The following is a 22,114-nucleotide window of genomic DNA, read 5'->3' on the forward strand; positions in this document are numbered from 1 at the left end:
AAACTATTCATATAAAAAATGGATCTTCCGCCATTACTTGTTAAATAATGAATAGATAAGTCTAATCTATCACTTTTTGCAAGAGTTGGTGAGTTATGAATTTAAAGTCACTTCAGATCTTCGAAACCATAATGAAGAAAGGCTCATTGGCAAAGGCCGCTGATCAGCACTGTTTGAGCGAATCAGCAGCTAGCCGTCAGATTTCTCAGTTAGAGGCTCAGGTTGGTTTTAAGTTGTTTTCCCGTGAGAAGCGAAACCTTAAACCCACGCCTAAGGGCTATAAGTTTTATCAGGAAATACGCCGTATCTTATACGGATTGAATGAGATCCCGGACATTGTAAAAGACATTACGCTGTCAGATAGAAATCACCTCCGCGTGGTAGGTATTCCAAGGTTGGTGAGGAACATCATGTCACCGGCAGTGGCCCGAATGTGCGCTGAACACAAGGATATCCATGTCCACATTGATGTTCAGGCGATGCGGAATATTGAAAAATGGGTGGCGGGTTACCAGTTCAATCTAGGCCTCGGTAGGGTTCCTGCGGAGCATCCTTCTATTGTGACTAAAACGATCTGTTCTTTACCAACGGTTGCGGTGCTGCCATATGGTCATCCGTTGTCAAATCGTAGTGAAATAACGCTGGCAGATCTTGATGGACTCCCTTTGGTTTCTCTGATTAAAGACACCTTTTTGGCAAAGAACATTGTTAGCTTGTATGAAAGCCAGGGAATGGTTTATAACCCAGATATTGAAGTGGCAAGTTCATTTCATGCCTGCAGCATAGTTGCATCAGGTTACGGCTTTACAATTGGTGATCCATTAGCTGCTCACAGTTTAGGTGATAACGCGGTGTCTATCGTCCCTCTTACAACCGACTTTAAGTTTGACTTTGCTTTCTTTGAACCTGTTGATGCAGACTTGTCCGATTCCACCATTTTGTTCCAGAAATACATTTTGGAAGTTACTAAAGAGTTCTGTGACAAATACGGATATCCCTCTTTTTAGGTAGTGAGCTTCTGCGCGACCTCTCAGTTTTTGAAAGATTTTATCGCTGAGAGGTTGTTGTAACTATGTTTCCACCTCTCATGCCTTTCTAATTAATATCAATTCACCTTCCTCTAATAGACTGTTTTTAAAGGGTAACTGTAACTTGTCCTTTGCATTTGTAAGGTTACTTTTTTGTAAATAAATAAAGCTTGCATAAAGTGCAATTAATCTTGTTTTAATTCAATTTGTTGAAAGTATTGAGTGGGATTATTTTGTGGGTATTGGTCATTTGAACTGGTTATGTGTTGTTCGAAATGACCCTGTTTTACTGACGGTTTAACCCTACAAATATCACTCGAATGGTAACGAATATGAACCAGAGTATCGCACAAAAAATGCCTAATCAGGCTATGGATGCAAAAGAGAAAGAACCTTTTGTCGTCGCAAAAATTATACCTACAGCGTTAATAGTCCTGGTAGCCACCCTAATGTGGCAACTGGATCCACCAACCGGCCTGGACAATGCCGCTTATCACACTGCAATTATCTTTATTGGAACGATCGCTGCGATTGTTGCAAACGTTCTGCCTACAGGCGCAGTAGCTGTAATAGGGCTTGCTACATATGCAATCTTGAGACCTGGTGGTGAAGCAGGTGCGAAAGCAGCAATCACTAGCTCACTGAGTCATTTTAACAACTCTTTGATCTGGCTTATTATTATCGCGTTTATGATTGCAAGAGCCTTTACCAAAACAGGCCTTGGCAAACGTATTGCTCTATTGTTGCTTAGCAAGTTCGGTAAATCATCGCTTCGCGTTGCATACTGTCTAGGTGTCGCTGACTTCCTGATTGCACCTGCAACACCAAGTAACACTGCTCGTTCCGCAATTGTCTCTCCTATTGCCAACTCACTAGCGAAAACCATCAACAACTCGGACACTAAGTTAGGTAAGTTCCTTATTTCTAGTGCGAGTGCGATGAACGATGCATCAGCGATCGGTTTCCAAACTGGTTTCGCAGGTAACCTTGCACTTGTTGGTATTGCTTCTTCCGTTGCGGGTATAACTCTGACTTTCTCTGATTGGGCTTTCTATCTTCTTCTACCCGCTTTAGTCCTTTTGATGGTGACACCTTTTGTTCTTTACAAGGTTATTTCTCCTGAAACAAAGGAAACACCAGAAGCGCCAGAATTCGCAAAAGGCGAACTGAAGAAAATGGGTGCGGTTTCATTCTCTGAATGGAAGTTGATCGGTGTGTTTGTTGGACTGATCGTTATGTGGGTTGGTGGTAAAGCACTTGGTTTACACTCGACAACTTCTGCATTCATAGGTCTGTCTGCGCTGCTTCTTACTGGTGTGCTTACCTGGAATGATATTAAGTCAGAGAAAGGTGCATGGGACACATTGATTTGGTTTGCTGTGCTAATGGGTATGGCTAGCAAGTTGAAAACACTTGGCTTTACCGGTTGGGTTGGCGATTTAGTATCTGGTGCACTATCCAGTGGTCTTGACGGAGCGTCTGCGACAGTCTTCCTTGTTGCTATGATGGCTTTCTACTTGTTCACGGCTTACTTCTTCGCATCGGGTACGGCTAAAGTGGTTGCTCTTGGTCCTGTAATCATTGGTGCTTTGATGTCTCTGGGTGTGTCTCCACTGGTATCTGTTCTGGCGGTTGCTGGTATTACAAACCTTGGTTGTAACCTGAGTACTTATAGCCACGCGCGTAACCCTCTTCTAATCGGCTATGGCTACCATTCTGACAGTGAGTGGATGAAATATGGCCTTGTAATTTCTATCTCTGGTGCAGTCCTATTTATGTGTGTAGGTCTGGTTTGGTGGAACGTTCTAGGTCTGATGTAACCCTGATTTTTCTTACTAAGGCGTCACACGCTGTGTGACGCCTTAATTTCGCGCCTATACCTAAGTGCTTAATTCATATGAAGCATTTAGTTATGAGCAATAAATACATTAATTAAAACAAGCTAATAGCTTTTATCGGAGGATAACTGTGAAAACCATAACCACAGATATCGCAGTCATCGGCGCTGGCGGCGCTGGTCTTCGTACTGCAATCGCAGTGGCTGAAGCCAACCCTGACTTAGAAGTCGCCCTGATTTCAAAAGTCTACCCTATGCGTTCACACACTGTGGCCGCAGAAGGCGGGTCAGCTGCGGTCATTAAAGATGAAGACAGCTTAGACAACCACTTCAACGATACCGTTGGCGGTGGCGACTGGCTGTGTGAGCAGAATGTCGTGGAATACTTCGTGGAAAATGCCACCCGCGAAATGATTCAGATGGAACAATGGGGCTGCCCATGGAGCCGTAAAGAGAACGGTGACGTGAACGTGCGCCGTTTCGGTGGCATGAAGGTAGAGCGTACCTGGTTTGCTGCGGATAAGACCGGCTTCCACATGCTGCACACCTTGTTCCAGACCTCGATTAAGTACGATTCCATCAAGCGCTTTGACGAATACTTCGTGGTTGACCTGTTGGTTGAAGACGATGAAGTACAAGGTCTGGTGGCGATTCACATGTCCGAAGGTGAACTGGTGACCATTAAGGCTAAGTCAGTAGTATTGGCGACGGGTGGTGCGGGTCGTGTGTACAACACCAACACCAATGGTGGCATCGTGACCGGTGATGGTATGGCGATGGCCTATCGTCATGGCGTGCCACTGCGTGATATGGAGTTTGTTCAGTATCACCCAACAGGTCTGCCGGGTACCGGTATCCTGATGACCGAAGGGTGTCGTGGTGAAGGCGGTATCATCGTCAACAAGAATGGCTACCGTTACCTTCAGGATTACGGCATGGGACCGGAAACCCCGGTTGGCGAGCCGAAGAACAAATACATGGAGCTGGGCCCTCGTGACAAAGTGTCTCAGGCGTTCTGGCATGAGCAGCAAAAAGGCAACACCATTGAGCACCCACTCGGTGATGTGGTGCACCTTGACCTGACCCACTTAGGTGAAGAGTACCTGCAAGAGCGTCTGCCGTTTATCTGTGAGCTGGCTAAAGCGTACGTCAACGTGGACCCGGCAAAAGAGCCTATCCCAATTCGTCCAACGGTGCACTACACCATGGGCGGCATTGAGTGTGACCCGAACTGTGAAACCAAGATTAAAGGTCTGTTTGCAGTGGGTGAATGTGCATCCTCTGGTCTGCACGGTGCCAACCGTCTGGGCTCAAACTCTCTGGCGGAGTTTGTGGTGTTTGGCCGCGTAGCGGGTGAAAACGCCGTGAAACGTGCCGAAGAGTTCAAAGGCTGGAATGACGCGTCGATTGAGAAGCAAGTGAAAGCGGTGGAAGCACGCATTGCCGCACTGCTTGAGCAAGAAGGCGAAGAAAACTGGGCAGAAATCCGCACTGAAATGGGTAAAACCATGGAATCGGGCTGTGGTATCTACCGCCGTGAAGACCTGCTGGAAGAGACCATCAACAAACTGGCTGAGCTTAAGAAGCGTTATAAGAACATTGGCATCAAAGACAAAGGCAAGGTGTTTAACACTGACCTTCTGTACGCCATTGAAGTGGGCTACGGTCTGGAAGTGGCGGAAGCGATGGCGCACTCAGCGATTCTTCGTCGTGAATCCCGTGGCGCACACCAGCGTTTGGATGAAGGCTGCACTGAGCGTGATGATAAGGACTTCCTGAAACACTCTCTGGCGCACTTCAATGAAGATGCGGCGCCATCGATTGATTACAGCGATGTCATCATCACTAAGTCTCAGCCTAAAGCGCGTCTGTATGGTGCAGCAGCAGAAGAAGCGGCAGCCAAAGAAGCCGCTGAAGCCGCGGCCAAAGCAGGTGAATCAGAGGAGCAGAAATAATGGCGAACCGAGTACAGAAAATCGACATTCTGCGTTATGACCCTGAGAAAGACGCAGAGCCGTATACCCAGACCTTTGAAGTGCCGTTTGATGAGACCATGTCTCTTCTGGATGCACTGGGTTACATCAAAGATAACTTAGATAAAAACCTGTCGTTCCGCTGGTCTTGCCGTATGGCGATTTGTGGCTCTTGCGGCATGATGGTGAACAACTATCCAAAACTGGCGTGTAAGACTTTCTTACGTGACTACCCGGATGGCATGCTGATTGAGCCACTGGCGAACTTCCCGATTGAAAAAGACTTAGTCGTGGACATGACGCCATTCATTGAGCGCTTAGAAGCCCTGAAGCCTTACATCTTAGGCAATGACCGTACACCAGAAGATGGGCCAAACAACCAGACCCCTGAGCAGTTGGCAAAATACAAGCAGTTCTCTGCGTGTATCAACTGTGGCCTGTGTTACGCCGCGTGTCCTCAGTTTGGTCTGAACCCTGAGTTCTTAGGTCCTGCGGCCATTACTCTTGCGCACCGCTACAACTTAGATAGCCGTGACAATGGTAAAGAAGAGCGTATGGAGCTGCTTAACGGTGAAAACGGCGTTTGGGGTTGTACCTTCGTGGGCTTCTGCTCGGAAGTGTGTCCGAAGAACGTCGACCCGGCTGCAGCTGTTAACCAGGGCAAGATAGAATCTTCGAAAGACTTTATGATTGCGATGCTGAAACCACAGGAGGCGTAAAACATGAGTAACCGTAAACCTTATGTTCGTGAAATGAAAGCCACCTGGTGGCAGAAGAGCAAGTTCTACCGTATGTACATGTTGCGTGAAGCAACGGTACTGCCTTTGATTTTCTTCACTCTGTTTTTGACCTGGGGGCTGGGCAGCTTAGTGAAGGGCCCTGAATCATGGGAAGCGTGGCTGACCTTCATGGGTAACCCGCTGGTGATTATCATCAACATCCTGGCGCTACTGGGCAGCTTGTTCCACGCTCAGACCTTCTTTGGCATGATGCCTCAGGTGATGCCAATTCGCATCAAGGGTAAGTTGCTGGATAAGAAGCTGATTGTACTTTCACAGTGGGGCGCCGTAGCGGCGATTTCCCTGATTGTTCTCATCATCGTATAAGGAGTCGATTGTGGTAGATAAACATCCAAAACGTTCAGACGAGCCGGTATGGTGGGGACTATTCGGTGCCGGTGGTACCTGGTTTGCAATGATCACCCCTGTGACCGTACTGGTTCTGGGTATCCTTGTTCCTCTGGGTATCATCGATGCTGAAGCAATGAATTATGACCGTGTTACAGGTTTTGTGAAAAGCTTCATCGGTGTCTTTTTCACCATACTGACTATTTCACTACCAATGTGGCATGCGATGCACCGTCTGCACCACGGTATGCATGATCTTAAGCTGCATATTGGAACCGCCGGTAAGATCTTCTGTTATGCCACTGCAGGGATCCTCACTGCACTGAGCATCACCTTGATCTACATGATCTAAGTTAAATACAGACCCGTCACAAGTCTGAGTCCCTCGAATATGCCCCGTGGTTCACCGGGCATATTCCTTTCAATCAGACTCATCAAGCAAAAAGTGTTGAATAAAATTATGGATGCAATTTCTGAATTGAAGCCAGCGCTGTTTAATAATGAGTTATCTACTATTAAAGTGCGTTTGCTAAAAGATGTTTGTCTTAGCTATGGCCGTAAGACAACCGCCCCAGCCATCAACAGTCATGACCACTGTCTGGTGTATATTACGGAGGGCAATGGATACCATTATATTGATGGTCGGTCGACGTATTGTAAGCCGGGAACCTTACTTATATTAACCAAGTATCAAGTCCATCGATTTATGGAAGTAAAAAGCTGGGATGGTATTGTCGTTTATTATTCCGAGAAAGACCTGATTACTAAAGACAACCTAACGGCGAGCAACATGTTGAAAAGGTCCATCCGTCAGCTTGATGTTATTTATAACGTGAATGAGTTAATAGAGAGCGATCTCACGAGCTTGTATCGCGAAGGGTTAAATCAATCGGATTCACTCTCTCTGACTCTTCAAAAAAATATCCTGCAAAACATCTTATATAAGTGCATTTTACGCAGTGACAATGTGTGTGTTCAGGTTGAGCCTGAAAATGATATGGAACTGTTTTCCAGCTTTATCGATATGGTTGAAGAGCGTTGCACAGAAGAGCACAACCTGAACTTTTATCTGGAAGCGCTTGATGTGTCCCGGAAGAAACTCAACGCGCTTTGTCGGAAATACGAAGATACAACAGGTAAGAAGCTTATCGACAAGTACCTGTTATCGGATATTAAGCATCAGTTGGTTTATTCGAACGATCCGATATCGGTGATTTCCGTGAATACCGGATTTAGTGAGTCGACGAATCTCTCTAAGTTCTTTAGGAAGTACACAGGGATATCTCCCAGAGAGTTCAGGCGCTCCTTTTACGTTAGAAGTGCAGCGTAATAAAAAATGCCGAATCTACGGAGCAGACTCGGCTATTTTTTAGTGTCATTTAAAATAGGCGTTATTTAAACCACTTCCTTAGCTTAGCGGTCCAGCCTGAATTTTGTTTCCAAACCCAATAAATACCTTCATCCAGTTCAGATGGTTTCATTCCTTTTGGCTGATATACAGTATGGCTTCCATCATATTTAGACCAGTCTTTGGTAAGCAGTCTCTGTTCTTCATCGAACTTTTTGAATGTCTCAGAGCCGGGGAATGGAATAATGTTGTGGGGAATCACTTTATCAACGTTAATCTCTTCTACGAAGTCCTGTGTTTGTTTAAAGATCTCCGGAGTGTGCTCGTCGAAGCCAAACAGAAAGTCACCCCATACCTCAATGCCATGATCCTGGATTTTCTTAATGTAATCCTTCAGCTTGGATGGCTTAACAAACCCCTTCTTCGATGCTTTCAACGCTTCCTCTGATGGTGTTTCTATACCCAGTAAAACAGCCTGGAAACCGGCTTTTTTCGCAGCAGCCAGCAAGTCATCATCGCGTGCGATCATGACGGTTGTTTCACCGTAGAACTTCATATTCAGTGGTGTTAGTGCTTCGAATAGCTGCATTGCATATTCACGATTATGGGTAAGGTTGTCCGAGTGTAGTTCAACCCATTGAACGCCCAGCTTTTTAAGCTGTTTAACCTCTTCAACAATGTCTTCTATTGGTCGTTGCATAAACTTATTAAAGAACTTGTGAACGAGGCAAAAACTACACTTGTGTGGGCAGCCGCGAGTGACCACCACTGACCAGGTGTAGTGGTATTTCGATGGTGGAATGATATCCGTTGGGTACGGGTTCAGTTTCGATAAATCAACCGGTTCGCTGCTCTCATAGCGTGTTTCCAGGCAGTTATTTTCAGCATCAGACAGCAATTGTTCCCAGTAATTTTCCACCTCACCAAGAATGATACTATCCGCATGTTCTGCGGCCTCTTCCTGCATAAACATGGTGTGTAGACCACCTAACACTACCTTCTTACCCTTCTTGCGGAATGTCTTAGCAAGCTCATACGCACGATAAGCATCAGGCGTAGACATAAAGATAACGACCAGTTCTGCGCGAGAACTTGTATTAGCTTTCATGCCAATCGTCTCATCGGTCATTTCAACTTCGTATTGGGCAGGGGTCGTAGCAGCTGCAGAAAAAATATTTTGTGGTGGTCCACCGGTTTCTGCTTTGTATTTTGAATAGTCGCTGCCTGAAGAAGCCTTAATTAAATAGATTTTCATCGTATCTGCCCTATGTGTTTACAGTGGACTCAGATTAACTCGTCATTGGTTAATTTTTGGTTATCAACGAAGTAATTGCAATATTGCATTTACTGCAAGAATGGTTGATTTAATACCAATTGTTCAAATGATTGTTCTGGTTTAGCGTAAGAGATAAATAAGAATAAAGAATGTTCGATGTTTGGCTATAAGTTGTGCGAATGCATTGCTGAATGCTAATTGTCGATAACGTTTTGTTTATAAAACTAAAATATCGTGAGACATATTATGAGAATCAGAGCAAAGAAACTATCCGTGTTGCTATCAGTGGCGTTAGCATCTACATCCCTACCTATTCTGGCATCAGCTAGCGATACAGCTGCTTCATCCAGTATAGAGCCTGTAAGCGTTTTTGATTCAAGAGTATATGGTGACCTGTTTGGTACGCCTGAGGTACGAGCAGTATTCAGTGACCGCGCTATGGTTGAGCAATGGGTAAAGATTGAAATTGCGTTAGCCAAAGCACAAGCTGAAGTCGGCATTATTCCCAAAGAAGCTTATCGCTCAATCGAAAAGGCAGGGAAGAGCCTTGAAATCGACTACGCTAAGCTGAAAAAAGGAACCAACAAAGTAGGCCGTGGTATCAAACCAATGCTTTCCCAGTTTAAGAAGGCAGGAGACGATAAGGTTTCTGGTTACCTTCACTTTGGTAGCACCACACAGGACATTATGGATACAGGTACTGCACTGCAAGTTAAGCAGGGTGCCGTTCTGATTCGCAAACAAGCGGTTATTTTGCTGCAACAAATGGCGGATATGGCAGAGAAGCATAAAAATACCGTTATGCTTGCTCGCTCGAATGGTCAGGATGCTGTTCCAACAACCTTCGGCCTACACCTGACAACATATGTTTCTGAAATGGCGCGTAACATTCAGCGTCTGGATGAGGCTTCTTCAAGACTGACTGCGCAAATCGGAAGCACAGTCGGAACATTAGCTCCATACGGAGAGAAAGGGCCAGAGTTACAACAGAAGTTTGCTGCAGAGCTTGGTTTAGCCGCACCAATATCTCCGTGGAATCCGAGCCGTGATGTCTTTGCCGAGATAGTACAAACACTTTCTATGATGGATGCAACTCTGGGCCGTCTGGCACTGGATATTAATAATCTTGGTCGCACTCAAATCAATGAGCTGAAAGAAGGTGAGGGCGGTGCGAGCAGTACCATGCCACAGAAACGTAACCCACGCGCATCAGAGTTTATGGGTGGATTCTACCGTATGGGTAAAATGTACAATGCGGCATCACTGGACATCATGAGTCACACAGATACTCGCCAGGGCTCTCCTTGGATTCTAGAGTGGTCTATTATTCCTGAATCTTTCATGGTTTCTTCTGCATCAATTGAGCGTGCTCAGAGAATGTTCTCTAAACTAATTGTGAATGAAGATGTTATGAAGGAAAACTTTGCTGCTGCTAAGCATTTCTCTATGTCTGAAGCCCTGATGAACAAACTGACGGCTAAACTGGGTCGTTCAGAGGCGTACAGCTTAGTGAAGAAGGCTATTAAGAAGTCGGATCCAGAAGATACGCTTTTAGATGTGATTGCGAAGAATCCGTCAATTAAGAAGCATTTGAGTGACAAAGAGCAGAAAGATATCGTAGTAGCAGAAAACTATCTGGGCTCATCTGAAATGATTGTTGAGCGCACGGTATCCTGGGTAAGAAGTGAGTATAAATAAGTAGTACTGGGTTAAGCTGACCTATAGGTACTATATTTCTCAATAGCCTGTACTTGTTTTAAGGTGCAGGCTTTAATCATAAATAAAACAAAGAAATAGACGATTGGATATTGCTTTCCTATACAACGGTCTGACACTTTTGGCCGACCCTCTTCTCATACTGCTGTTGATAGCAGGCATGATTGTGGGACTATTTCTTGGCGCACTTCCAGGTATAACAACATCACTGAGCCTTACGTTGCTATTGCCTTTTGCCGTTGAACTGCCGGTCCATCACGGTTTTATGTTAATGCTGGCTGTCTATACCTCGACCATTATTGGAGCGGGGGTCATGTCTATATTGTTTAATGTTCCCGGAAATCCCGGAGCGATAGCGACAGCCTTCGATGGATATCCAATGACATGCAAAGGTCAGGGCCAGGAAGCTTTAAGCGCACATGTGATGGCGTCGGCAACCGGAAACACATTTGGCTGGCTTGTTGTGGCCTTTATGTTTATCCCTCTATCCCAGATAGCCAAGAACATGGGAAATGTAGATGTTCTGCTTCTTACCGTTCTGGTTGTTGTGCTTGTGGGTGTCATGGGGGCAAACATGTATGGTACGCCCCAGTTTTGCAAGTAGATAACTTAAAATAACTGAGCTGGTTTGCGCCAATGTATTCAGAGTCTATATGGACTTTTATTCATTAGTCCCGCTCTACGATGAGATCCGCGCCAGATTGTCCTCATAAGCGTGAAAGCACTACTTAAGTTGCTGTTTTGCCCCTCAGGTCTTCAATCTGGTGGTCTGACCGTCTTGTCATCTTTCATTATCATTTGCAAACTTGGTTTAAACTCTTACTTCAAACGGTTTTCGTGTTGCCATAACTGACCAAGATATTCGGGCCAATTTATTAGCCAGTGCCACAACAGCTACATTAAACGGTTTCCTGCGTTTCATTTCAGTTAACCAAGGGCCAAAGTACCGCTCTACCGAGGAATCTCGCCATAGAATTGACCTCGCAGCGTGAATGAACAGCTCTCGCAGTTCTTTGTTTCCACGCTTTGATATACCAAGCATTCGAGGCTTACCCCCTGTTGAGTACTGATAAGGTACTAAACCAATCCACGCAGCAAAGTTTCTTCCATTTGAAAAGTCTTGTGGATCACTTACCGCCGACAAGCAGCAAGAAGCCGTCATAGGTCCTATGCCTGGAACACTCTGCAATAAACCCATGAGTTCATTCCCTTCGTTAAGCTGTTCAAGTTTCTTCTCTTGCTCTTTTATCCATTGGTTTAAGAGATTGTAATAATCTAGTTGCTGTCTTAATTCCATAATCAATAGTGGTGGTACAGGCTCTTTTTTATCTGCCAACCACTGAAAAAGCCCTTTCATGTAATGATGGCCACGGGGAAAGCTGATACCAAATTCAAGAAGCATAGAGCCTATTCGATTCATACAAGCAGTTCGTTCTTTAATATAACCAGACCGAATCCTACGGATTGCTATAGCTACCTGTGCTTGCTCACTCTTTGGCGAAACAAACCTCATCTTAGGTCGCATAGCTGCTTCTGCTATTGCATCAGCATCAATGAAGTCGTTTTTGTTCGTTTTGACGTAAGGCTTTACATATTGTGCAGGGAGCAGTTTAACGTGATGACCATATTCCTGACATTTTCGAGCAAACCAATGGCACCCACCGCATGACTCCATTGCTACGATGACTGGTTCATGAACTGAAAGTAGCTGAAGTGTTTTCTGTCTGGATAGTTTTTTGCGAAAAGTCTCCCGGCCCGAAAAATCGTGGCCGACAAGATGAAAAACATGTTTTGCTAAGTCGATGCCGATAATGTGTGTGTTGAGCATGATGGTCACCTTTTCCCTTTCCTCAATACTATCGAGTGTAGTGGAATGAAGGGGCGTACCATCTAATTAGCATGACGAAATCAATACTATCTGGATTGTTTGGTTTGCTCGCGACAATGTTAAACGTCCCATTTAATGGCGGTGAGCCCGTTGAAGTCGGTTTTATAACGTTTGGTGATAAAGTGCCGCTTATGATCATGTTGGTTGGGATTTTCTCTGCGCCTGAGCTGTATAAGCTCACTAAGCGAAAGAAGATTACCTGCGGTAATGCACCACATATTCATTCGACAAAAAGCGATATTAAGGGCGGAATTAAGACGCTAATCAAGTACCGTTGGTCAGTGATACGGAGTTCTTTAGTTGGACTTTTTGTGGGCTTGCTACCTGCGGGTGGCGGTGCGTTGTCTTCGATGAGTTCTTACTTTCTGGCTAAAAAGCTAAGTCGAAATAAAAAACAGTTTGGTGAAGGTGCTGTTGAAGGTGTTGTGGCTGCTGAATGCTCTAACAGCGCTTCGATTTGTGGCGCTATTATTGTCTTGCTTATCCTTGGTATCCCCAGCAGCAATTCTGCTTCTATTTTATATGGTTTAATGCTGGAGACAGGTACTCCGGTAGGCGGAAGTTTCTATCTTGATAACTTATCGATAGTTTATGCCATTATTGCAGCGGGCATATTTAGTTCGGTTGTTTTGGCATTGCTCACCGCAACTATGATTCCGTACATCACCAGACTGGCCAATATAAACACCAGAATTATTCTTCCTGCTTTAACTGCACTCATCGTTGTAATGTCTTACTTATATCGCAGTTACAATGGCGATGTTCTTTGCCTGATCCTATTTAGTGTTATCGGAATCGTAATGAACAAGTATCACTATCCAGCGGTTAGTTTTATCTTGGGTTTACTTCTTGGGTACAAAATACGGCATGGCTTTGAAGAATTAACCAATATCCTTATGACCGCGCCTGAAATACTGTTGCAAAAACCAGTCTCAATGCTTGCAATGGTTGCGATTGCCTATCTTTTGACAAGACATATCTGCTCATTGAAAGAGCAAAAATAACGGTATTATATTTTCTGGTATCTGATGCTTATCACGATCTGTGGACGAGCAGAGTACCTTGTCTCCAGCCCTTTGCTCGTTATTTGTTACACTGTATATATTCAAGTACATCATATGGTTAAAAAATGAAAATCGATGCCTTACTGATTGAAGATGATCGCGATCTCGCTGAAGCTGTTGCTGATTATATGGAGGTTGATGGAATCGAGTTTGATTTCGCTTACAACGGACAAGCTGGTGTTGCTCTGGCTCTTGAAAATCGTTATGACATCATTCTTACCGATATCAACATGCCAAAAATGGATGGTTTGGATGTGTGTCAGACGTTAAGAGATAAGGGCATCAGCACGCCTATTTTAATGCTCACAGCCAGAGATACATTGGACGATAAGCTGAAAGGTTTTTCTGTCGGGTCGGATGATTATTTGGTTAAGCCGTTTGCCATGGAAGAACTAAAAGTTCGGATGCTGGCTTTGGTGCGAAGAACTTTAGGTACGGTTCAAAAGCTATCAGTTGGTGATTTGACCGTCGATTTAGATAAACGTGAAGTCAAACGACAAGGGCAGTCGATTACATTAGCTCCGGTCCTCTGGAAGATACTGGCTTACCTTGTTCAAAATAGCCCCAATGTGGTTGCGAAATCTGACCTGGAGCAAGCGGTGTGGGGAGACGATCTGCCAAACCCGGATAGTTTAAAGGTTCATCTGTTCAAGCTTCGTCAGGCGATCGATAAACCGTTTGAGACCAAGCTCATTCAGACTGTGCATGGTGTTGGTATTGTGATTAAAGAGCCATAAGTAATGAAAAACAGCAGCATTAAGCGCGATATTTATCTTTACCTGTTCGGCATTGTTGTGAGCCTGATTGGTATATATACCCTGATGGTGAACCAGAGCTATACGATAGGTCTATACGAAGCGACAAGGTACGGATTTCTGTACGAAATAGACAAGATAGAAAAAGATTACTTGGATGATGGTGAGCTGGAAGAGTACAGCCTTGGGAAGACCTTTCAGGTATTCACGGATTTCAATCAGATCCCGCAGGAATACGTTTATAGCTTTGATTGGTTGAGTTTTAAAGAAGATGAAATATATGAGTCCTATATTTCAGCTACACCGGAACGTGCTGCTCAGTATCTTTATGCTGTTTATCATGTAGTAGAAGGTAGCAACACCGCTATCTATATCGTCTCTGAGTATGATCAGGCTATCTATGAAAAGGTGCTGGAACAAAATCCACCACAGCCACTAAATCAGATGAACACAGTTATTGCCGGCCTGTTGATACTGTTGGTTTTCTTTATTATTCGTTACCTGATCCACCGGCTTACCAAACCTGTTTTAGATCTTGCCAAATGGGCAGAAAATCTGGATATCGACAACAGGCCAGAGAGGGTGAAACTCAAATACAGAGAGCTAGAGCTTCTTTCAGACACTTTGGTTACCAGTGTTCAAAAACAAAAAGAGTTGATTGAGCGAGAGGAGTTTTTTCTTCGCGCAGCCAGTCACGAGTTGAGAACTCCGATTGCTGTTATTTCCGCAAGCTCTGAGTTATTAGAACGATCCTCGTCTGAGCTACCTAAGAGTAATCAGCGCGCTATTGGTCGAATAGGGCGTTCCATCCACTCCATGCAAAGGTTGATGCATACGCTTTTATGGTTGGCTCGTGAGCAACAAGAGATGCAGGATCTGACGGATATCTCTTTGGCTGACACATGTAATCTTGTCGTTGAGGAACACCTCTACTTATCAAAAGATAAAGATATTGAAATAAATGTGTCGGAAACCGAGGAAGGGGCGCTGCTTAAGCGACAAAATGACTCCTTGGTACAAATCGTCTTGATGAATCTGGTAAGAAATGCAATACAGCATACGGATTCTGGGGAGATAAACATTGAAGCTTCCGCAAGTTCAGTTGTTATCAGTAACCCTTCGGAGTCTTCGGGAGCCAAGCAAGAACATGACCTCTACAAAACGAGCTTTGGAGTAGGACTGTTTCTGGTTGAAAAGATCTGTAAAAAGCAAGGTTGGAACTTTGAGTTTAAACAACGGAATGATGTTATTGTCGCCAAGGTATTGTTTTAACTGGTAACCAAAATTTAACCCACATAAAAGTAAATTGATTTCCTGATTACAAGTTCACTCTCGGGAAATCACTCATGCTTCGTAACCTCTCTTTTGCGTTAATTCTCGCAATCACGATACCCATCATCTTTTTTGTCTATCAAGCGCCGTCTGACGACAGGCATTTATTGTATAAATATATCGTTAGTGAAAAAGAGGCGGAGCAAAGCGCCCTTGAAGTAGAAAACACGACAGTCAAAAGTACAGAAAGCATGTACTTTGTCGGTGAACTCTACAATCTCAAATTTCAGAGCTCACCTGATTCAGAGTTAATCAAATCGTTTTATCACTTTTCCCAGAGTAACAGGGGCACGATCGTCAACCGTGCTTCTAATGATATCTATCTTATATATACCGATTATTCCTGCTACGCAGATGGTGAATTACCAGTGTTTATCGGCTATCACGTTAACGCATTGCCAGAAGGTAAAAGAACCGATCCTTTCGAGGTTCTTACTGTCCCGGTTCAGAGTTATAGGGCCATTGCGATGAAGGGAGATATCTCAACTGCGGCTCAGAGAGCCTGGCGAGATGCTGAAAAACAATCAATAAACAGGACGTTTAAGTTTGATATGGAGATTTATAAAGAAAACCGGGTTGGTGATTTTAAACCGAGTCGTATTTTGGTTTCCATTAAAGATAGGAGTTAAAACTAATGACTGGAAATGCGTGGTTAATGTTTGTTGTGTCAGAGTTGTTTCTGGTTATGTCGCTGACATTTTTTAAACTTACAGTCCGATCGCCTGATGTTGCGATATTCGACCTGGGGGTATGGCTGTGTTCCGTTATCGCTATATGGACATTTGGTCGCACCCTTACTCAGTTTGATATAGGCAGTATTACTGCACTTTGGCTGGGGTGTGCTGTGATTCTTGTCTCAATATTGTCGCTCTTCTTCTTGAATGAAACATTTACACTTTGGAAGGTGATTTCAATCGTAATGACGACACTTGGCGTTACTGGGTTAATTATTTCTATGCGTTAATCGGTTTGGTAACCAAAAGATAATGCTCTTCCCTTTATTATGCAGTTATTGAATGAGTAAGAGGCAAAATTATGACTTGGGTTCTTGAAACACTACTTTGGGCAATTGTAACGGTATCGGTATGTGTGGCGATTTGGGGTTTTTACTGGCCAAACATTCTGATTGCTTTGGGCATCTCAGTTGCGGTTTCTCTGCTCATTGGCAACAGTTGGCGTTCATAACCAGGAGGCTTTATGAAAATTACTCTGATTAACGCTTGTTACAACGGCTTTATCAAACCCTATAAGAGACACCAAATTACAAGTTCTTATAGCTTATCTCCTACGGTTGCCGCTCTGTCTGGCTTGGCGGAAGTTGAGGTTATTGATGAAGCTTTAGATAGGGTCGCACCCTATAGAGCAAACGGAGATCTGGTCGTAATTTTCACAGCAACACCAGATGCAATGCGCGCTTATGAATTGGCAGATATGTATATGAGACAAGGCATACATGTTGTTTTAGCCGGTCTGCATCCAACTGCAATGACTTTAGAGGCACTTCAGCATTGCAATAGCGTTGTACGAGGAGAACCAGAACGACTATGGTCTGGAATCCTTTCAGATTTTCGTGAAGGTCAATTGAAGCCATTGTATTGCACGGTTTCCGATATTTTAGATAACTCGGATTTCTACTCAATAGATGAAACGGTGTCAAAGTTAATCTGTAATGGACAGCATCTGATCGAGTTAAATACACATGCTTTAAATTACGAAAGAGCTTACTTATTTGAACTGTTTAAAGCGATGAAGCATTTAAGTATCCATTGGACTGCAGAATCAATCATCAGCATTGCCGACGATAAGGTGTTGTTGGAAGCCGCTATTGATGCAGGGCTTCGAAAAGTCATTGTCGGTATCGAAGCCCCCTTTGATAACATACTTAAGCCTAAGCAGAGCATCCAGCAATTAAGAGAGCTGGGCCTCGCTGTAGAGTGCCGCATGATTTTTGGGTTGGATACACACGATAATCAGATATTCGATAGAACATGGAGTTACGTTCAGGAGTTAGGGATAGATATCTGTCATCCAACGATTTTGACACCTTATCCAGGCACTCTTATCTATGACGAACTGGAACAAGAGGGAAGAATACTTACCAAAGACTGGTCACAATACGATGGTGAACATACCGTGTTTGTTCCGGCCAATATGAGCCCTGGAGAGCTTGAGTCTGGTGTATATAACTTTGCTTTTAGAAACCGTTCTGCTGATGAGTTAATTCACAAGAAAGAGTGGAAGGAGAAACGATTCGTATCTGCGATGTGCGTTGATTTTTAGAATTGTGATTTCATAAAAAAGAAAAAGGGCACTGATGAAAATCAGTGCCCTTAGTCGTTTATCTTTCTTCGAAGGTATTAGTTACCAATCAGAGCTGGGATGCCTGGTAGCTGACCTACTAGTGCAAGTGAACCAACACAGATAACAAAAGCAGCACCTGGGATTAGGTATTTGTCTTTTGCAGATAGCTCTTTAGCACGCTCGTGGTCACCGATTAGACCCATGTTGTCTAGTAGCATTGTTGTCGCCCAACCAAATACTGGGTTTACAAATGCACATGCAAAGATACAGATACCAGCACTTAGTGAGTCTTTGTGCTTGTGAATCATCTGCATACCTGCTTCAAGTAGTGGCAGGAATACACCAACAATCAGAGCAACACGTAGAACAGGTTCCCACATTGCAAGGTCCATTGGGTAACCGATAACAGCTGCCGCGATACACATGATACCAGTCAGAAGTGCACCACCAGGGATAGGACGTTTTGCGATTGCTGCCGGGATCATGTAAGTACCCCAAGAAGACGCCAGATTACCACCACCAAGGAATGAACCGATACCCTGACGGATAGAAGCAACCATCATAGTGTCATCAACGTCCATCAGTACGCCTTTCGCTTCTTTCGGATAGTTAAGCTCCTGGAATACACGGTGACCCAGGTAGTCTGGAGACCACATTGCAACTGCCAATAGTGCGAACGGCGTTACCGCAATAAAGTGCTCTAGGTTTGGCCAGCCAAGCTGCCAACCTGTGTCTTCACCCCACCAGTAGAACGGGCTGAAGTGTGGTAGACCTGGTTCAGTCGTAAACGCAAAGTCTGCACCCATAACGTAAGCAACAATACCTGCGATTAGAGAACAAAGTGGGATTGCTAACCAACGTTTGTTTACTTTCGCCAGGTAAGCGTAAACGGCCAGAGTAACACCAATAACGGCAAACGAGATGTAGCCTTGATCAGTACTCGCAGCCCAGGCTTCAGTTTTGTTGATCTGACCGATCAAACCCACTGCACCCAGATAGATAAGCAAGCCGCCCCGCACACCAACGCCTGTCAGCGTCATTAGCTTGGAGCCACCTTTTGTATATGCAAGGATGAAACCGAACATACACACCATTATACCCAGAGCCAACGGGTGTCCACCTGCGGCTGCAATCAATGGTATCAATGGGATCATCGGGCCGTGTGTACCGGCCAGGTTTGAGTTAGGGTTTAAAATTGCAGAGAAAAGGATTACGAACAGTGCACCCGCAATAAGTAGTTCATAACGAACGTTCTCAGCAACAAACTCCGGAGACAGACCAAACTGTGCAGCAAATACAGCAACCATAGCGGTTACCATTACTACTTTACCGATAGTTGCAGCCAGCGCTGGTACTAAGTCTTCAAGTTCCACACTGTAATCACGCGAAGGTAAGTGAATACCCCAGCGGTTGAAGCGCATGATCTTAAGATCATGATTCAGAAACTCTTCACGAGTTTCAAACTCTTGCGCCTTACGACGCATATCTCTATAAAACTTCTTGCCTTTGTTTGACATGTAGTCTTTCCTTTTAGGATTCGAGTCCAGCCATACTCGCTCAGGTTCCGCTTGCGCTCGGTATATCGGCCTTCGACCGATACGAGACGACATCCCAGACGCTACCTTGCATCTTTATTTCTGTATAAAGAGGGAAAATGACGGTTGGCATTTCTCGATGGTGAAAAACAGGATGGTATGTTTCCATCCCGATAAAAATTCTATCCACTGTTGGTCACTAATTTTAGAAAACCTATTAGCTAAAATTATTGATTTAGGTTAATTTATCAAAAAAAGTTGAGGTGTGTTCTAGCCCTTTTGGATGAAGTTGCTACCGAGCGCACACTTTTGATTAATTTGTCAGTATAGTTTTAATGACCTTTATGCTGTTAATGCTCAGGCTGTAATTCACAATGAAATTATCCGAACACGCTGATCGTACAGAGCAACTATATGGAGTCCGTGCAGAGGACATCCATAAATGGATTGACGGTTTCTTTGACTACAATGGGGCCGATCACTCTATGAGAATGGCGAGAAATGTCGATTTTGATCCCTATGATCATCGCCGTTTTCGTCATTGTCGAGAAGCACTTGGAGAAGCGATTAAAGCGTTCGGTGACAAATATACGAACCAACAAATCAAGGACGTGTTTGAGACCCATATTCGGGACGACTACGATGGTTACCTACCGTCACGGGCCGATTTTCAAAATGGTACTTTTACCGCGAAGTACCATGACGCAGCTCATGGAGAAGAGCTTAGCGAAGTTCTGGACGCCAATGAGCTGGCAGATTATTTCAGTGGTCTGCACACATCACAGCAAGAAAGTCAGCCAACATTTAATAGTTTCAGTCTGCGTATTGTCTTGCCTACCATAGCAGCCATTTTCCTGTTTGTTACCGCCATTATTTATGTGATTGTTCCTCTTGTAGAGGACTCGATGCTTGGTCAAAAACGTCAAATGCTGAAGGAGCTCACCTCTACTGCTGTAAGCATAGTTGATAGCTATGTGGCTCTGGAACAAAGAGGTGTGTTGACACTAGAAGATGCTCAGGAGCAGGCCGCCACTGACATCAAAGCGATGCGTTATGGTAGTGAAAATAAAGATTACTTTTTTATTACCGACATGCACCCAAATATGATCATGCACCCCTATAGAAGTGATCTAAAAGGGCAGGATTTAACTCACTACACTGATAGCGAGAACACCACAGATTTTCCTATATTTGTTGAGATAACTAAGTTAGTTAAAGCCTCACAGCATGGATACTTGGAGTACCAGTGGCAGTGGAAGGATGATCCGAACATCACGGCCCCAAAGATGACCTATGTTGAAGGCGTCGAAGAGTGGCAGTGGATTATTGGTACAGGTGTCTATTTTCGAGATGTGCAGGAAAGCATAGACAGGCTTGAAAGTATTCTTTCACGTGTATTTTTTGCGATAACACTAGGATTGGTTCTGTTAATGGCATACGTCATTTCCCAATCTAAAGTGATTGAAAATCGTAAAAAACGTGCAGAACTGGCGCTACATGAAGCGAAAGACCGCTATCGTGCTCTGGTTGAATCCTCAAATGAGGGTTACATACTTGAGGCTGATGGACAGATTATCTTCTCTAATAGCAGACTTCATCAATTACTGGGCTATACAGACACCGAACTGAAATCCCATTCGATTTGGAAGAACCTATTTTCAGATAGCCCTCAAAACACCGAGGTATTGCACCACCTTTTACAGCTGTTCAACCATGCCAGTGAGCCTGGTGAGTTTGAAGCTCAGTTGCAGACAAAGGGTGGTAAGAAGATTGATATCATCTTGAGTACATCCAGAATATTTTTGTCGGAAAAACTCGGACATGTGATTTCCTTCCGACCAATTGTTCGCAAGATCTATGGTGGTCGTTTTGGGCCTGTAAACCATATCAGCAACTATCGAAAGATAAGTAGTAATCTGGTTATCGAAATAGAAAATAGTGATAATCAGGGGCAAGTGGTTGAGTCACTGAATCAGTTACCTGAGTTGATCAGAGAGATGATTGAAACAGGGACACGTCCGGATTACTTACGCCGGCTTATCGGTAGTACCTACGATGCAGCAATCCGTCGATTCATCGATCTTACTATTGAGGATATCGGAGAACCACCGGTTCCGTTTTCGTTTATTTCGTTTGGTAGCAATGCCCGCCACGATATGACGTTGTTCTCCGATCAAGATAACGCCATCGTATTTGAGACTCCCGATGATGCCGATCTGAAATCCATCAGACGCTACTTCTTGCACCTGGCTGAAAAGGTGTGTGCAATGCTTAATCAGGCTGGTTACAAGTATTGCGAAGGCTTGATTATGGCATCAAACCATCAATGGTGCCTGAGCCAGAAAGAGTGGGAAGAAAACTTTGGCATGTGGATAGAGCAAGCTTCTCCAGACTCTATCCTGGAGCTCAATGTGTTCTTTGATATCCGCTCAACTTATGGAGATGCTTCTCTGGTTGACCGAATTCAGCTGCATATTCAGAAGCTATTAAGAGAACATGAGGAGTTTTTGCCGATTTATGCCGCCAACTGCCTCTCATATCAGGTTCCTTTGAATGCCGCTGATGAAATTCAAACCGAAAACTTTGATGGCAGAGCGTCAATCAACCTTAAAGATTGCTTAAGACCGATGGAAATTTTCTGTCGTATCTACGCCCTTAAGCACGATATCAGAGAAAGTAACACCATGTCCCGACTGAAAAGTTTGTTAGGGCAGGGGGAAATCGATGCCAAAACTTTCCGTGAGATGGTGTTTATCTTCGATCACATCTGGCAGCTTCGTTTTATCAATCAGATCATTGAGTACACAGACTTACGTAAGGTAAATGATGTGTTGGCGATCAACGATCTCACGTACTTAGAGCAAAAGAACCTAAAGAACGTGTTAACCCGCGTATCCCAGTTTCACGATAAGGTTGAGAGGGATTTTCTTTAGA

At 44.2% G+C, this 22,114-nt stretch carries 20 protein-coding genes; 17 read left to right on the plus strand and 3 right to left on the minus strand.

Features of this window, described 5'->3' with window-relative positions; all coding sequences use genetic code 11:
- The first annotated feature begins 95 nt into the window (after window positions 1–95).
- The 7 genes from SNR28_RS14060 (at window position 96) to SNR28_RS14090 (ending at window position 7,295) form a co-directional block, all read left to right on the plus strand.
- Window positions 96–1,007 carry a LysR family transcriptional regulator gene (locus SNR28_RS14060; protein WP_375753233.1) on the plus strand — a complete coding sequence of 304 codons (912 nt, stop codon included), beginning with the start codon at window positions 96–98 and terminating at the stop codon, window positions 1,005–1,007.
- 353 nt (window positions 1,008–1,360) lie between these two features.
- Window positions 1,361–2,848 carry a DASS family sodium-coupled anion symporter gene (locus tag SNR28_RS14065; protein ID WP_375753235.1) on the plus strand — a complete coding sequence of 496 codons (1,488 nt, stop codon included), beginning with the start codon at window positions 1,361–1,363 and terminating at the stop codon, window positions 2,846–2,848.
- 148 nt (window positions 2,849–2,996) lie between these two features.
- Window positions 2,997–4,820, plus strand: a complete 1,824-nt coding sequence (gene frdA, locus SNR28_RS14070; protein ID WP_375753236.1) for a fumarate reductase (quinol) flavoprotein subunit — start codon at window positions 2,997–2,999, stop codon at window positions 4,818–4,820.
- Complete coding sequence (locus SNR28_RS14075; protein WP_375749919.1) at window positions 4,817–5,557, plus strand: succinate dehydrogenase/fumarate reductase iron-sulfur subunit; 741 nt, start codon at window positions 4,817–4,819, stop codon at window positions 5,555–5,557. The genes frdA and SNR28_RS14075 overlap by 4 nt, the downstream gene beginning before the upstream one ends.
- Window positions 5,558–5,560: 3 nt before the next feature.
- Window positions 5,561–5,944 carry a fumarate reductase subunit FrdC gene (frdC, locus tag SNR28_RS14080; protein ID WP_375748744.1) on the plus strand — a complete coding sequence of 128 codons (384 nt, stop codon included), beginning with the start codon at window positions 5,561–5,563 and terminating at the stop codon, window positions 5,942–5,944.
- Window positions 5,945–5,954: 10 nt separating this feature from the next.
- Window positions 5,955–6,317 (plus strand): fumarate reductase subunit FrdD, encoded by a 363-nt coding sequence (frdD, locus tag SNR28_RS14085; protein WP_375753238.1) that lies wholly within the window; start codon window positions 5,955–5,957, stop codon window positions 6,315–6,317.
- A 108-nt stretch (window positions 6,318–6,425) separates the two neighbouring features.
- Complete coding sequence (locus tag SNR28_RS14090; RefSeq protein WP_375753240.1) at window positions 6,426–7,295, plus strand: AraC family transcriptional regulator; 870 nt, start codon at window positions 6,426–6,428, stop codon at window positions 7,293–7,295.
- Window positions 7,296–7,356: 61 nt separating this feature from the next.
- Here SNR28_RS14090 and SNR28_RS14095 read toward each other — a convergent pair whose 3' ends face one another.
- Window positions 7,357–8,568, minus strand: coding sequence for a B12-binding domain-containing radical SAM protein (locus tag SNR28_RS14095; RefSeq protein ID WP_375753242.1), 1,212 nt, complete (start codon window positions 8,566–8,568; stop codon window positions 7,357–7,359).
- A gap of 267 nt (window positions 8,569–8,835) precedes the next feature.
- Here SNR28_RS14095 and SNR28_RS14100 point away from each other — a divergent pair, with 267 nt between their 5' ends.
- Window positions 8,836–10,287 carry an adenylosuccinate lyase family protein gene (locus SNR28_RS14100; RefSeq protein ID WP_375753244.1) on the plus strand — a complete coding sequence of 484 codons (1,452 nt, stop codon included), beginning with the start codon at window positions 8,836–8,838 and terminating at the stop codon, window positions 10,285–10,287.
- 103 nt (window positions 10,288–10,390) lie between these two features.
- On the plus strand, window positions 10,391–10,909 hold the full coding sequence (locus SNR28_RS14105) for a tripartite tricarboxylate transporter permease (RefSeq protein WP_375753246.1): 519 nt from the start codon (window positions 10,391–10,393) through the stop codon (window positions 10,907–10,909).
- 207 nt (window positions 10,910–11,116) lie between these two features.
- On the opposite strand, the gene SNR28_RS14110 is transcribed toward SNR28_RS14105, so the two are convergent.
- Complete coding sequence (locus SNR28_RS14110; RefSeq protein ID WP_375748966.1) at window positions 11,117–12,133, minus strand: IS110 family transposase; 1,017 nt, start codon at window positions 12,131–12,133, stop codon at window positions 11,117–11,119.
- Window positions 12,134–12,204: 71 nt separating this feature from the next.
- Here SNR28_RS14110 and SNR28_RS14115 point away from each other — a divergent pair, with 71 nt between their 5' ends.
- The 7 genes from SNR28_RS14115 to SNR28_RS14145 all read left to right on the plus strand — a co-directional run bounded on the left by SNR28_RS14115 (window position 12,205) and on the right by SNR28_RS14145 (window position 17,624).
- The gene (locus tag SNR28_RS14115) at window positions 12,205–13,197 is read left to right on the plus strand and encodes a tripartite tricarboxylate transporter permease (RefSeq protein WP_375753248.1); all 993 of its coding nucleotides are present in this window, start codon (window positions 12,205–12,207) and stop codon (window positions 13,195–13,197) included.
- 125 nt (window positions 13,198–13,322) lie between these two features.
- Window positions 13,323–13,994, plus strand: coding sequence for a response regulator transcription factor (locus tag SNR28_RS14120; protein WP_375753251.1), 672 nt, complete (start codon window positions 13,323–13,325; stop codon window positions 13,992–13,994).
- A gap of 3 nt (window positions 13,995–13,997) precedes the next feature.
- Window positions 13,998–15,284: a sensor histidine kinase gene (locus tag SNR28_RS14125; RefSeq protein ID WP_375753252.1), complete on the plus strand. Its 1,287-nt coding sequence runs from the start codon at window positions 13,998–14,000 to the stop codon at window positions 15,282–15,284.
- A 74-nt stretch (window positions 15,285–15,358) separates the two neighbouring features.
- The gene (locus SNR28_RS14130) at window positions 15,359–15,973 is read left to right on the plus strand and encodes an effector binding domain-containing protein (RefSeq protein WP_375753253.1); all 615 of its coding nucleotides are present in this window, start codon (window positions 15,359–15,361) and stop codon (window positions 15,971–15,973) included.
- 5 nt (window positions 15,974–15,978) lie between these two features.
- Window positions 15,979–16,308, plus strand: coding sequence for a hypothetical protein (locus SNR28_RS14135; RefSeq protein ID WP_375753255.1), 330 nt, complete (start codon window positions 15,979–15,981; stop codon window positions 16,306–16,308).
- Between the two features lie 71 nt (window positions 16,309–16,379).
- Window positions 16,380–16,529, plus strand: coding sequence for a hypothetical protein (locus SNR28_RS14140; protein ID WP_375753256.1), 150 nt, complete (start codon window positions 16,380–16,382; stop codon window positions 16,527–16,529).
- A 12-nt stretch (window positions 16,530–16,541) separates the two neighbouring features.
- Window positions 16,542–17,624: a B12-binding domain-containing radical SAM protein gene (locus SNR28_RS14145; RefSeq protein ID WP_375753258.1), complete on the plus strand. Its 1,083-nt coding sequence runs from the start codon at window positions 16,542–16,544 to the stop codon at window positions 17,622–17,624.
- Window positions 17,625–17,701: 77 nt separating this feature from the next.
- Here SNR28_RS14145 and SNR28_RS14150 read toward each other — a convergent pair whose 3' ends face one another.
- The gene (locus SNR28_RS14150) at window positions 17,702–19,162 is read right to left on the minus strand and encodes a DUF3360 family protein (protein WP_375754086.1); all 1,461 of its coding nucleotides are present in this window, start codon (window positions 19,160–19,162) and stop codon (window positions 17,702–17,704) included.
- Window positions 19,163–19,554: 392 nt separating this feature from the next.
- Here SNR28_RS14150 and SNR28_RS14155 point away from each other — a divergent pair, with 392 nt between their 5' ends.
- Entirely contained in the window at window positions 19,555–22,113 is a 2,559-nt protein-coding gene (locus SNR28_RS14155) for a DUF294 nucleotidyltransferase-like domain-containing protein (protein ID WP_375753259.1), read from the plus strand.
- Window position 22,114 lies beyond the last annotated feature (1 nt).

Origin of the sequence: Vibrio iocasae (assembly GCF_042245395.1) — a bacterium.
In the GTDB taxonomy this organism is placed as follows: domain Bacteria; phylum Pseudomonadota; class Gammaproteobacteria; order Enterobacterales; family Vibrionaceae; genus Vibrio; species Vibrio iocasae.

Coding starts and splice junctions, on each gene's coding strand:
- SNR28_RS14060 (WP_375753233.1), top strand. CDS start 96: ATGAATTTAAAGTCACTTCAGATCTTCGAAACCATAATGAAGAAAGGC.
- SNR28_RS14065 (WP_375753235.1), top strand. CDS start 1,361: ATGAACCAGAGTATCGCACAAAAAATGCCTAATCAGGCTATGGATGCA.
- frdC (WP_375748744.1), top strand. CDS start 5,561: ATGAGTAACCGTAAACCTTATGTTCGTGAAATGAAAGCCACCTGGTGG.
- SNR28_RS14090 (WP_375753240.1), top strand. CDS start 6,426: ATGGATGCAATTTCTGAATTGAAGCCAGCGCTGTTTAATAATGAGTTA.
- SNR28_RS14095 (WP_375753242.1), bottom strand. CDS start 8,568: ATGAAAATCTATTTAATTAAGGCTTCTTCAGGCAGCGACTATTCAAAA.
- SNR28_RS14100 (WP_375753244.1), top strand. CDS start 8,836: ATGAGAATCAGAGCAAAGAAACTATCCGTGTTGCTATCAGTGGCGTTA.
- SNR28_RS14110 (WP_375748966.1), bottom strand. CDS start 12,133: ATGCTCAACACACACATTATCGGCATCGACTTAGCAAAACATGTTTTT.
- SNR28_RS14115 (WP_375753248.1), top strand. CDS start 12,205: ATGACGAAATCAATACTATCTGGATTGTTTGGTTTGCTCGCGACAATG.
- SNR28_RS14120 (WP_375753251.1), top strand. CDS start 13,323: ATGAAAATCGATGCCTTACTGATTGAAGATGATCGCGATCTCGCTGAA.
- SNR28_RS14125 (WP_375753252.1), top strand. CDS start 13,998: ATGAAAAACAGCAGCATTAAGCGCGATATTTATCTTTACCTGTTCGGC.
- SNR28_RS14130 (WP_375753253.1), top strand. CDS start 15,359: ATGCTTCGTAACCTCTCTTTTGCGTTAATTCTCGCAATCACGATACCC.
- SNR28_RS14135 (WP_375753255.1), top strand. CDS start 15,979: ATGACTGGAAATGCGTGGTTAATGTTTGTTGTGTCAGAGTTGTTTCTG.
- SNR28_RS14140 (WP_375753256.1), top strand. CDS start 16,380: ATGACTTGGGTTCTTGAAACACTACTTTGGGCAATTGTAACGGTATCG.
- SNR28_RS14145 (WP_375753258.1), top strand. CDS start 16,542: ATGAAAATTACTCTGATTAACGCTTGTTACAACGGCTTTATCAAACCC.
- SNR28_RS14150 (WP_375754086.1), bottom strand. CDS start 19,162: ATGTCAAACAAAGGCAAGAAGTTTTATAGAGATATGCGTCGTAAGGCG.
- SNR28_RS14155 (WP_375753259.1), top strand. CDS start 19,555: ATGAAATTATCCGAACACGCTGATCGTACAGAGCAACTATATGGAGTC.